At 56.3% G+C, this 11,813-nt stretch carries 11 protein-coding genes; 5 read left to right on the top strand and 6 right to left on the bottom strand.

What is annotated here, in order from left to right; translation table 11 throughout:
* The first annotated feature begins 103 nt into the window (after window positions 1–103).
* Complete coding sequence (gene trxA, locus ACXAE6_RS00150; protein WP_475142897.1) at window positions 104–970, top strand: thioredoxin; 867 nt, start codon at window positions 104–106, stop codon at window positions 968–970.
* A gap of 87 nt (window positions 971–1,057) precedes the next feature.
* On the opposite strand, the gene ACXAE6_RS00145 is transcribed toward trxA, so the two are convergent.
* Entirely contained in the window at window positions 1,058–2,197 is a 1,140-nt protein-coding gene (locus ACXAE6_RS00145; RefSeq protein ID WP_475142895.1) for a beta-ketoacyl-ACP synthase III, read from the bottom strand.
* A 366-nt stretch (window positions 2,198–2,563) separates the two neighbouring features.
* Here ACXAE6_RS00145 and proV point away from each other — a divergent pair, with 366 nt between their 5' ends.
* The 4 genes from proV to ACXAE6_RS00125 all read left to right on the top strand — a co-directional run bounded on the left by proV (window position 2,564) and on the right by ACXAE6_RS00125 (window position 6,304).
* Window positions 2,564–3,760, top strand: coding sequence for a glycine betaine/L-proline ABC transporter ATP-binding protein ProV (gene proV / locus ACXAE6_RS00140; RefSeq protein WP_475142893.1), 1,197 nt, complete (start codon window positions 2,564–2,566; stop codon window positions 3,758–3,760).
* Window positions 3,757–4,821, top strand: a complete 1,065-nt coding sequence (gene proW, locus ACXAE6_RS00135; protein WP_392800349.1) for a glycine betaine/L-proline ABC transporter permease ProW — start codon at window positions 3,757–3,759, stop codon at window positions 4,819–4,821. Before proV ends, proW begins: the two co-directional genes overlap by 4 nt.
* A 69-nt stretch (window positions 4,822–4,890) precedes the next feature.
* A complete protein-coding gene (proX, locus tag ACXAE6_RS00130; protein WP_475142891.1) occupies window positions 4,891–5,880 on the top strand; it encodes a glycine betaine/L-proline ABC transporter substrate-binding protein ProX in 990 nt (329 codons plus the stop codon).
* Window positions 5,881–6,046: 166 nt separating this feature from the next.
* Window positions 6,047–6,304, top strand: coding sequence for a hypothetical protein (locus tag ACXAE6_RS00125; protein WP_475142889.1), 258 nt, complete (start codon window positions 6,047–6,049; stop codon window positions 6,302–6,304).
* Between the two features lie 19 nt (window positions 6,305–6,323).
* Here the strand turns inward: ACXAE6_RS00125 and ACXAE6_RS00120 are convergent, their stop codons facing one another.
* The 5 genes from ACXAE6_RS00120 to ACXAE6_RS00100 all read right to left on the bottom strand — a co-directional run bounded on the left by ACXAE6_RS00120 (window position 6,324) and on the right by ACXAE6_RS00100 (window position 11,787).
* Window positions 6,324–7,892 (bottom strand): cation:proton antiporter domain-containing protein, encoded by a 1,569-nt coding sequence (locus tag ACXAE6_RS00120; protein ID WP_475142886.1) that lies wholly within the window; start codon window positions 7,890–7,892, stop codon window positions 6,324–6,326.
* A 109-nt stretch (window positions 7,893–8,001) separates the two neighbouring features.
* Window positions 8,002–8,808 carry a 5-deoxy-glucuronate isomerase gene (iolB, locus tag ACXAE6_RS00115; RefSeq protein ID WP_475142883.1) on the bottom strand — a complete coding sequence of 269 codons (807 nt, stop codon included), beginning with the start codon at window positions 8,806–8,808 and terminating at the stop codon, window positions 8,002–8,004.
* Between the two features lie 29 nt (window positions 8,809–8,837).
* Window positions 8,838–9,824 (bottom strand): inositol 2-dehydrogenase, encoded by a 987-nt coding sequence (gene iolG / locus ACXAE6_RS00110; RefSeq protein WP_475142880.1) that lies wholly within the window; start codon window positions 9,822–9,824, stop codon window positions 8,838–8,840.
* A gap of 26 nt (window positions 9,825–9,850) precedes the next feature.
* Window positions 9,851–10,717, bottom strand: coding sequence for a MurR/RpiR family transcriptional regulator (locus ACXAE6_RS00105; RefSeq protein ID WP_475142876.1), 867 nt, complete (start codon window positions 10,715–10,717; stop codon window positions 9,851–9,853).
* Between the two features lie 107 nt (window positions 10,718–10,824).
* Entirely contained in the window at window positions 10,825–11,787 is a 963-nt protein-coding gene (locus ACXAE6_RS00100; protein WP_475142873.1) for a sugar ABC transporter substrate-binding protein, read from the bottom strand.
* Window positions 11,788–11,813 lie beyond the last annotated feature (26 nt).

Genomic DNA, 11,813 nt, shown 5'->3' with positions numbered 1-11,813 from the left:
GTCATGGCAAGGTGTCTAGCGTTGCGACCGGCGTCGCCCGGACGTTGTGATAAAGCCGTATCGCCCCTATAAAGAGGGCAATTGAATGATGATTGAGGCAGTCATGAGCCAACAAACCAGCAACGTCATTACCGTGACGGAGCAGAATTTTCAGCAGGTGATGGTCGAAGAGTCGAGCAAGCGACTGGTGGTTATGGATTTCTGGGCCGATTGGTGTGCGCCCTGTAAAGCCTTGATGCCCATCCTGGAAAAGCTGGCCGCCGAATACCCCAATCAACTCTTGCTGGCTAAGGTGAACGCCGACGAACAACAGAATATCGTGGCGCAGTTCGGTGTACGCAGTTTGCCGACCGTGGCCTTTATTCAGAACGGCCAGCCGGTGGATGCCTTTATGGGCGCCGAACCGGAATCGGCCATTCGTCAGCGCTTGGAAAAGTTTCTGCCCAAACCCTGGGATGAGCTGTTGCAACAGGCGGCGGAATTCCAGGCCGCTGGCGATCCGGGCCAGGCGTTACCGCTGGTGCAGGAAGCCTATCGACTCAGCAACGAAGACACCGAAATTGCCTTTATGCTGGCCAGCGTCTTTATCGACCTCAAGCGCGGCAACGACGCCGAAGCCATTCTCGATGCCATGACCATGCAGCAGCAGACCGAGCCGCATTACAAAGAACTGCGCTCGCGCCTGAAACTGCTTGCCGAAGCGTCCGAGACCCCGGAAATTCAGGAGCTGCAACAGCGCCTGGAAGCCAATCCAGACGATTTGGAACTGGCCTATGAATTGTCGGTGCAATACAGCCAGGCCGGGCGCGTGGAAGAAGCATTGGAAAGCTTGATCGGAGTGTTGACCAAGGATCGTGGCTTTCGCGACGGCGGCGCGCGCAAAACCTACCTCGATATCCTCAACGGCCTGCCCAAAGGCGACCCGCTGGCGGCGCGTTATCAGCGTAAATTGTTTACGCTGCTGTACTAACCCAAAAGGCACCCCAGGGTGCCTTTTCTATTTGCGCTTTTCAGCGTCTAACGTCTCCCGTCAGCGTAGCGTGCGTTCAGCGGCTAATCAGCGCTTCTTCAAAACCAAACTGCCAATCGAATAACCCGCACCAAAGGAACAGATCACCCCGACATCGCCGCTTTGCAAATCTTCGTGATGCAAATTGAAAGCGATGATGGAACCGGCCGAGGCGGTGTTGGCGTAGCGGTCGAGCACGATGGGCGCCAGTTCGTTGCTGGCCACTTCGCCCAGCAAGCGTTTGGTGATCAGTTGGTTCATGTTGATGTTGGCCTGGTGCAGCCACCAGCGTTTGACATCAGTGACAGCCACACCGACCTGAGCAACCTGCTGCTCCAGATGATCGGCGGCCATCGGGCAGACTTCCTTGAATACCTTGCGGCCTTCCTGATGAAACAATTTATCCGGGCCGAAGGGGTCGCTCTCGTAGGCGTGCGAAATATAACCGAAGTTGGAGCGGATATTGTTCGAGAAAACCGTCTTGGCCTGAGTGCCGAGAATGTCGTAGACGTGCTCGCCTTCGGCCTGATCACCGCGCTCTACCACCATGGCAGTGGCGACATCACCGAAAATAAAATGGCTGTCGCGATCGCGGTAGTTGACCTGGGGTGAGGTCAGTTCCGGGTTGATCACCAGCACCGCACCGGCGCTGCCGGCACGAATCATTTCGTTGGCGCGATGCAATGCAAAGGTCGCCGCCGAGCAGGCCACCAGCATGTCAAAACCAAAGCCTTCAATACCCAGAGCATTCTGTACTTCGATGGCGATGGCCGGGTAGGCGCGGGCGGTGTAGGCGCAACTGACGATCACCGCATCGATTTGCGAGCCTTCTCGTTTGGCCGCGGCCAGTGCTTTACGCGCCGCGTGCATGGCCATTTCCGCCTGGTGGCTGAGTTCATCATCGCCCCGTTCGGACAGGCGCGGACGCATACGGTCGGTTTCCAGAATGCCGTCTTTTTCATAGACGTAACGCTGGCGAATGCCGCTGGCTTTTTCGATGAATTCCGCTGAGGACGTTGCCACCGCAGACAGTTCGCCGGCGTCGATTTCCGCCTGGTGCTGTTGGTTGTATTCATCGGCGTAGCGGTTGAGCACGTCGACCAATTCTTCGTTGGTTAAAACGTGTTCCGGTGTCCACAGACCAGCGCCACTGATAACGACTTCTTCGGTCGGGCGGTATGTCGGCATGGCGGTGATTCCTTCTTCGTGATGGGGTTCGAGCCATCGACGGTCGGGCGGTGACGGTCGATAAGAGCGGCAGTGTAGCACGCGCCCCAGCCTTGGTCAGGCTTTGGAAATAAGCGTTCCGCTGTGACGCTTGACTCAAAAAATTAATAGTGATCTAAGTTTTTATTAAGAGAGTACTATCCGAATATAGGCGGCTCTAGCTTGATTGTCCGCCCGAAAATGAGTAATAATCTTAAAAGACGAAAATTTAGACAACTAATTAATTAAGGCGAGTGAACGCTAACCGAGGTAGTTTCCCTCACGGCTTATTCAGCTTTTTAGCCCAGAGCGAAACCATTTCGGAGCCGCCATCGTCCAAGGGGAAAAATGTCGATCAAACTGGAAGTACGGCATCTCTATAAGGTGTTTGGAGGCGATCCTGAACCGGCCTTCGAACGGCTCGAAAAGGGCATTCATAAAACCGAAATTTTCGAACAAACCGGTCTGACTGTCGGCGTCCAGGACGCCAATCTGGAAGTCCACGAAGGCGAGATTTTCGTGGTCATGGGTCTGTCCGGCTCCGGCAAATCCACACTGGTTCGTTTGCTCAATCGCTTGATTGAGCCGACCCGCGGCCAGGTGCTGATCGACGGTGAAGACGTCGCTGCCATGAGCGATGCCAAGCTGCGCGACGTGCGCCGCAGCAAAATCAGCATGGTGTTCCAATCCTTTGCGTTGATGCCGCACCTGAGTGTGCTCGATAACACCGCCTTTGGTCTGGAACTGGCCGGTGTCGATCAGCCCACCCGGCATAAAGCAGCGCGCGATGCGCTGGCACAGGTCGGCTTGGAAACCAACGCCGACAGCTACCCGGATGAACTCTCCGGTGGTATGCAGCAACGCGTCGGCCTGGCCCGCGCCTTGGCATCCAACCCGGACATCATGTTGATGGATGAAGCCTTCTCCGCACTCGATCCGTTGATCCGCACCGAAATGCAGGATGAATTGCTCAAGCTGCAAAGCGAGCATCAACGCACGGTGGTGTTTATTTCTCACGATCTGGACGAGGCCATGCGCATCGGTGATCGCATCGCCATCATGCAAGGCGGTGAAGTGGTGCAGGTCGGTACGCCCGATGAGATTCTGCACAACCCGGCCAACGACTATGTGTCGTCTTTCTTCCGCGGTGTGAACGTCGGCAATGTGTTCGCCGCCAAGGACATCGCCCGCAAGAGCCAGACCACTATTATCAAGAAAGAAAGCAGCAGTGGTCTGCGTGCCAGTCTCAAACGGCTGCAGGATAACGACCGCGATTTTGGCTATGTAGTCGACAAGCAGAACCGCTATCTCGGTACCGTATCGATCGATTCTCTCAAGGCTCAGGTGGAGCAGGACAGCTCTTTGGAAGCCGCCTTTGTCGCCGACATTCCGGTGGTCGATGCGGCCACGTCCATCAGCGATATTCTGACCATCGTCGCCCAATCGCCGTGCGCGGTTCCGGTGGTCGATGAGCAACAGCAATACCTGGGCTCGGTCAGCCGCGCCACCTTGCTGGAAACCCTGGACCGGGAGAATGAATCATGACTGCAACGAATCCTTGGGCAACCAGCCAGCCGGAAGAGCCGGCCAATGAAGCCGCCGCCAACCCTTGGGGTGCGACCTCCGACGCCGATACCGCCAGCAGCCTTTCTTCTGCCGGCCAGCTCGACCAGGCCAGTTGGGATTTCTGGCACCCGTTTCAGGGCGAATGGTTCCCGCTGCAGGACTGGGTAGAAACCGCCATCGATTGGGTGGTGTCGAATTTCCGTCCGGTTTTCACCGTCCTCAAGCAGCCGGTCGACACCATTCTGTCGTTTTTCGATGCGCTGCTTAATGGCGTACCGCCGTTCATTATGATCGCGCTGATTGCACTGCTCGCCTGGCAGGCGTCAGGACGCAAACTGGCGCTCGGTACCGTTGTCAGTCTGGTGTTGGTCGGTGCTATTGGCGCCTGGTCCGAAGCCATGACGACGCTGTCATTGGTGCTCACCGCGGTGTTCTTTTGCATGGTCATCGGCATACCGACGGGCATCTGGATGTCGCGCAGCGATAAGGTCGCCAGTGCGATACGACCAGTTCTCGACACCATGCAGACCACGCCGGCGTTCGTCTATCTGGTGCCCATCGTCATGCTGTTCGGCATCGGCAATGTGCCGGGCGTGATCGTCACCATTATCTTTGCGGTGGCACCGGTAATCCGCCTGACCAATCTGGGCATTCGCCAGGTACCGGAAGATCTGATCGAAGCGGCCAATTCCTTTGGCGCCAGCAAACCGCAGTTGCTCTACAAGGTGCAACTGCCGTTGGCGATGCCAACCATTATGGCCGGTGTTAACCAGACCTTGATGCTGAGTCTGTCGATGGTGGTCATCGCTTCGATGATCGCCGTCGGTGGCCTGGGCCTGATGGTGCTGCGCGGCATCGGCCGGCTCGACGTTGGCCTGGCCTCGGTGGGTGGTATCGGCATTGTGCTGCTGGCCATCATTCTCGATCGCATGACACAGGCATTAGGCCGAGATGCGCGTGCCCGAGGTACCCGCCACTGGTACCAGACCGGCCCGGTCGGTTTGGTGCGCAAACTGATTTTACCGCGACGTGGCGACTGAACCGTCGTCCGTCTTTTTGACCGAAAACTACGGTTTCACTGAAACATCCGAACCGACGAGGAGAGGATTATGTACGCTAAGAAAATCCTGGGCGTTTCCGCCCTGTCTCTGACGCTGGGCCTGACGGCTCATGCTGAATCCATGCCTGGCGAAGGCGTTACCGTTCAACCGGTACAAAGCACCATCGCCGAGGAAACCTTCCAGACCATTGTTATCAACGAAGCGCTGCGCGAGCTGGGCTACGAGGTTGAAGACATTCAGGAGCTGGATTACAGCGCCGGCTATACCGCCATTGCCAATGGTGACGCCACCTTTATGGCGGTCAACTGGTATCCACTGCACAACGGCATGTACGAAAATGCCGGCGGCGATGATGTCTTCTATCGCGAAGGCAACTACATCACCGGTGCGGCTCAAGGTTATCTGGTCGATAAAGCGACGGCTGAAGAATACGGCATCGACAACCTGGGCGATTTTGCTGATCCGGAAATCGCTGCACTGTTCGACACCAATGGCGACGGCACCGCCGACCTGACCGGTTGTAACGCCGGCTGGGGTTGTGAAGGTGTGATCGAACATCAGCTGGACGAGTTCGAGCTGCGCGACAGCATCGACCACAACCAGGGTCAGTACGCGGCTCTGATTGCCGACACCATTACCCGTTACAACGATGGTGAATCCATCTTCTACTACACCTGGACACCATACTGGGTTTCCGGCGTGTTGGTTCCCGGTGAAGACGTGGTCTGGCTGGAAGTGCCTTACTCAGCCAACCCGAACGGTACGGACACCGCTCTGGCCGATGGCACCAACTACGGCTTTGAAGTGAACAGCGAGCGCATCGTTGCCAACCAGGAATGGGCTGATGAGAACCCGGCCGCGGCTAAACTGTTTGCAGTGGCTAAACTGTCGATCAACGCAGTGAGCGCTGAAAACGGTTTGATCGCTGATGGCGAAGACTCTCAGCGTGAAATCCGTCAGCACGCCCTGAACTGGATTTCAGCTAACCAGGACACCTTCGATGGTTGGCTGGAGCAGGCTCGCGCTGCCGCCGAGTAATGGTTGTTTTTTAGTCGATTGAAAACATCGATTCGCTTAAGCCGCATACTCAGCTATGCGGCTTTTTAATGGACAGCCACTTTTTTAACAGACAGCCACTGAGGTTCGCGGTTTGCAGATCAAGCGGTTATGCTGCGCGCTTTGGTGATTACTGGATGCGTTGCCGATGCAATTTTTTTTCTCCCTGACTTTTGCGTTGCCTGAGGGCGAAACCCTGAGCGCTGAGGCGCTAAAGACACAGTTAGCATCACTGCCGCTGACGCTGGAACCAGCCAGCGGAGAGATCGAATCTTTTACCGCCCACTTCAGTCCTGATGGTAACAACGTGACCGTCGAACTGGAAAAGGCGCGCCAGGATGTGGAAGACACCATCGCCGGGGCTCAGTTGATCGGTATGGACCTGCTCGAAACGCCATCACATTAAATGCTTGCAGACGCCAACGTCAGCGCTGGCCAATCATGGCCAGACTTTCCTCGGCAAAGCCGGTACCGGCTTCGGTATAAAAGTTAAAGACCTTATCGATGCCTGCGTCGATCAGCAGCAAGCGTTCATCCTCATAGCGGGCGATGGCGGCCAATTGACCGTTAAAGTTGGCGCGTTTTAACTGGTTGGTCACATTGCGACTGTCATCAATGGAAGGCAGCGCCAGCAGGATCAGTTTCACCGACGACAAATCCAGATTTTCCCACAAATCGGCGTCTTCACCATCGCCGACAAAGGCTTTCATGCCTTCATCGGTCATGCGTTCAATCCGTGATGGATCGGCATCCATGCCCCAGACGTTCTCACCCATCAACTGATGGAGCGCGCGATAAGCGCCGGTCCCCACTCGACCCAAACCAATTACCACGATCTGTGCATTCCTGGGTTGAGTTAACACATCTTCCGGCAAACGCTGCTGGCGTTCGAATCGGGTCAGCCAGGTTTTATTGTGCGAATAAAGCGCGTGGGCGCGTGGGTATAACAAACTGGTAATGATAAAAGAGAAGGTCACAGTGAGTGCCAATATCACCAGCCACTGGGCCGGCAACCAGTCCAGATCCACCGCCAGGTCGGTGACAATCAAACCGAACTCGCTGTAGTTCGCCAGCGCCAGCGCAGCCAACCAGGCAGTACGACCGCGCAAGCGCATGGCCAGCAGCAGACCGTAAAACAACAGGAATTTCAGCGGCAATAACAGCGTTAAACCGAGCGCTATGCCGACCATGCCAAGCGTCGGCAAGGCGGTAAAACCAATCGATAAAAAGAAACCGATCAGAAATAAATCTTTAAAGCCCAGCAAGGCTTTTGACAGCTCAGTCGCCTTGACGCTGTGGCTGAGCAGCATGCCGGCAATCAGCGCGCCCAGGTCGCCTTTGACACCGACCAGAGAGAATAATTCATAACCGCCGAGCGCCAGAAAAAAACCGGTTAACGGCAGTAATTCACCATGGCCGGCAGTATCGAGCAGGCGATTGAGCAAGGGACGAAACAAGGGTAAAGCAAGCAGAGCGATGGCCCAGTACGATGGCATCTTGCCGGTGGCAAACACCAGAAACAGCACCGCCACCACATCCTGCATTACCAGCACACCAATGGCGAGACGACCGTGGCGGGTGCGCATCTCGCCGCTTTCTTCGAGTAACTTGACGATGCAAACCGTGCTGCTGAAGCTAAAGGCAAAGGCTAATAAAGCTGCAGTATTCAGAGACAAACCGGAAAAATAAGGCAGCGCTGCGCTGGCAAGCGCCAGCAGAATACCGGCGCAGATAACACACCAGACGGCCATTTCACTGAGCGTACCCGCCCAGACTTCCCGGCGCAGCAGATCGCCGATTTTCAATTTCAGACCGATGGTGAACAGCATCAAAGTGATGCCTAAATCGGCCAGCGTTTCCAGTCCACCGCCCGGTGTTACGCCGAGAAAATGCAGTGCAAAACCGGCTAATAAATAACCGACCAAAGGAGGCAGACCCAGCGACTTAACCGCCAGACCAAAAACAAAGGCAACACAGAGCAGCAGGAAATCCATAGGGGAGGGTCGTTCGGGTTTTAAAGCAGCTTAGCACAGTGAATAGATTGGCTCACCTGGCAAGCAGCGCCGGGCCTGTTGTGTAGTAGTGCAGGCCCGGCACAATTTTTTAGTTGGCTTCGAGCATCCATTCGTGCGCCGGATCGTTATGGAAAATCCAGGTGCGTTCCGGGCCGGCCATGGTGTTGAGATAATAAAGATCATAACCATGCGGCGCGGCCACCGGGTGATAACCTTTGGGTACCATCACCACATCTTTGTTTTCCACCGTCATGGTTTCATCCAGGCTGCGGTCATCGGTATAGACGCGCTGAAAGGCAAAGCCCTGATCCGGATTGACTCGGTGGTAATAGGTTTCTTCCAACTGGGTTTCGTGCGGTTTGGCGTCGGTATCGTGTTTGTGCGGCGGATAGCTCGACCAGTGCCCGTTCGGGGTAATGACTTCGACCACCAGCAAACGCTCGGCCGGAATATCGTTGAATAGAATGTTGCAAACCCGCCGCTCGTTGGTGCCGGTGCCACGAGTGATGTATTGCAACTCGTCCGGACGAATCAGCCGCGGAGGATATTTGCCGTCGGCCGGAGCGCGGCAGATAGCCAATTCCACATCGCTTTGCGCGTTTATCTGATAACGGCGCCCGGGCGGTAAATAGAGCGCATAGGGCGGCTGTTGATCGAACAGCGAATCGCGTTCACCGATGTTGTGCCACTGTTGTTCGTCGCTGGAAAAATCGGCGCGGCCGCTTAACAGCACGCAGCAGATTTCGGTGTTTTCGGTCAGGCCGTCGAGCCTGGCGCCGGCCTTAAGTTCATAGGCTTCAAAACCGACGTAATGCCATTGCGCCGAACTTGGAGTGATATGTTGAATGCGGCCGAGCGCATCCGGCGACTGGGCTTTCGATAGTAATACAGACATTGCGCAGCTCCCTTTTTTTGATCAGACCTTCACAGCGAAATAGCCTGGCCACTTTGCAGTGAGGCGACGGCGGCATCGGCCAGAGTCAGTGCATTCAAACCGTCGTGAGCGGTGGTCAGGACGGTCGCTTTGCCCTCGACGACGTCGATAAAATGCGCCAGTTCATCGCGGTAGGCATCGGCGTAGCGTTGCAAAAAGAAATACTGTGGTTTGGCGCTGTTCGAGCCCTGGTCGGTGGTTTTTACCACCACGGATTCGAGCTGATTATTGGCCTGTAACATGCCTTTAGCGCCGAGCACTTCGATGCGTTGATCGTAACCATAGGCCGCGCGACGGCTGTTGCTGATCTGGCACAGCCGGCCGCTGGCGGTTTTCAGGGTGACCAGGGCAGTATCGACATCGCCGGCCGCGCCAATCGCCGGATCAATCAGACAGCTGGCCGTGGCAAAAACTTGCACCACGGGTTCACCCAACAGCCAGCAGGCCATATCCAGATCGTGAATCATCATGTCGCGGAACAGACCACCGGACGACTGCACGTATTGCGCTGGCGGCGGTGACGGATCGCGGCTGGTGATGGTGACCATTTCAACGGCGCCAATGGCGCCGGCATCGAGCTGGCTTTTCAGTGCTTTGAATTGTGGATCGTAGCGTCGATTGAAACCGATCAAACAGGTCGCACCGGTGCGCTCGATGGTCGCCAGACACTGGCGGGTGCGTTGCTGATCCAGATCGATCGGCTTTTCACAGAAAATTGCCTTGCCCGCCGCCGCGCTCTGTTCAATCAGAGGGGCATGGGTGTCGGTGGAACTGGCAATGATAACGGCGTGCAGTTCGGGGTCGGCCAGCGCCTGTTCCACGCTTATGACTTGAGCGCCGTATTGCGCCGCCAGTTTGTGTGCCGATTCAGCAAACACATCGACCACATAACGCAGCTGGGCGCCCGGGTGGTTGGCGACATTGGCGGCATGAATGGCGCCGATACGACCGGCACCAAAAAGGCAGACATTGATCATAAAGCTTCCTGTGTGTTCGAGCGGTCTTAGGCCGGGTTCTCCGCCATAGACCGGTTTTTATCCAGTCGGTATGCCAAGCCAATGGCCAGAGATTGCGCCAGGCAAAGCGCCGGAGTTAGTGAGCGAAAACCATGTACCTGTGAATCCGGCAACACGAAAACGACGCTGCCGAGACTGGCCAGCGGGCTGAGCACGCTGTCAGTGATAACGATGACCGGCACCTTGCGCTCCAGCGCAATACGCACACTGTTGTCGGTTTCCGTTGCATAAGGTCGAAAGCTGATCGCCAGCACCGCATCGCGCTGACCGATGGTACCGGCCTGTTCCTGGTACATGCCGCCGACGTTGTCGAGCAGATGTGCACGCCGGTCGATATGGCGCAGCGCATAGGCAAAATAGGTGGCCGGCACAAAGGAGCGGCGCGTGCCGACGATGTGTACCGATTCCGCCTTGGCCAGGATGTCGATGGCCTGCTCCAGGTCTTCCGGCTGAATGTGTTCATCCAGGCTCTGCAAGGTCAGGCTGTCAGCCTCTATAAATTCACCCAACAGCTGGTGCGGCGATTGCGAACCGGGATCGCCCAGGGTTTCGCGGGCAATGCGAATGCGCTCGGTGTAGCTGGGCGATTCCTGCAACAGCTTTTGCTGAAACAACCGCTGCATTTCACTGAAACCGCTGTAGCCGAAGGCGTTGGCAAAACGCACCAGCGTAGAAGGATGCACGCCGGCTTCCTGAGCGATGACCTGTACCGTGCCGAAGGCCAGATTACTGGGATGATCGACAACGTATTGAGCCACCTGGCGCAGCCGTTTACTGAGCGACTCATAGCGCGCTTCGATGGCTTTTTGCAGGTCGGTCAAACTGGTCGGTGCTGGCAGTGATTCGGCGGTCATACTGGGGTCTCGGTCAGGGGGTGGCGGTAAAAATGGAATGAATTTTCCAAAATTGCAATGACAGCTAACGGACCGAACCACTGCTGCGGTTCGGTCCTGTCATGCGATCAACGCACTTCGCCGGCCAGTGCCTCGACCTGTTCGATGTTATCGGCAGTAATAAAGCCCGGGCCGGAATTCATATGATTGGCCGGAATCAGGCCATAGCGGTGATAGAGCGACAGCATGATCACCGGCATATAGCCCTGCAGATAGGGCTGTTGGTCGATGGCGAAATTGATGTTGCCGGCCTTTATCGCAGCGGCAATCTGGTCACTCAAATCAAAGGTGGCGAAAAACAACTTGCCGCCGCGACGGCTGCGTTCCAGATAGCGCAGGGTGGGGTGCGCCGAACTCGGGCCCAGCGTCAGGATGCCATCGACATCCGGGTTCTGGCGCATATGCGCTTCGACCCGGCGCTCCACTTCCGACGGATCCGAACCGGCATCGAGCATATTGCCGGACAGCTCAACACCCAACGCATCGGCAAAACCCTGGCAACGCTCGACCGACGCTGGGTTGGTGATGTAGTGATTGACGCACAGGAAGTGAGTCACACCAGCGGCCTTGGCGCGCTGACCGGCGCTGTAACCAGCGTCGTATTCGGGTTGGCCGACGTGCAGCAGAGCGCCAAGTTGTTCGCTTTGCTGTTGCGTACCGGAGTTGATGGTGATCACTGGAATGCCCCGGCGTACGGCGCTTTCGATTGGCCCTTTGAGCACATCAAAGTCGGCGATGCTGACGATTATGCCATCGGGATTAGAAGCGACCGTCTGTTCGACGATGCGCGCCATATCGGCCAGATCGCCATTGGTCGGATTGCGGTACTGAACATCGGCATTAACGGCGTCGCCGGCTTCGCGGATGGCGTTTTTGATGGTGTTCCACCAAGAATCGGAATCCGGTGCGTGGCTGATCAGTACAAAGCGCTGTTGTTCTTCAGCGCTGGCCTGGACAGGTAGTACGGCAGTCGACAGCGAAATCAAGCCGACAATCATCAGAGTCCCGAGCGTTTTTATTGTTGCTTTCATTGAGGGTTCTCCTAGCGGGTCAGTTC

Source organism: Saccharospirillum sp. ABV4_185 (assembly GCF_056159245.1).
The sequence above is the reverse complement of the archived record's forward strand: the minus strand, read 5'-3'. Positions and strand labels throughout refer to the sequence as shown.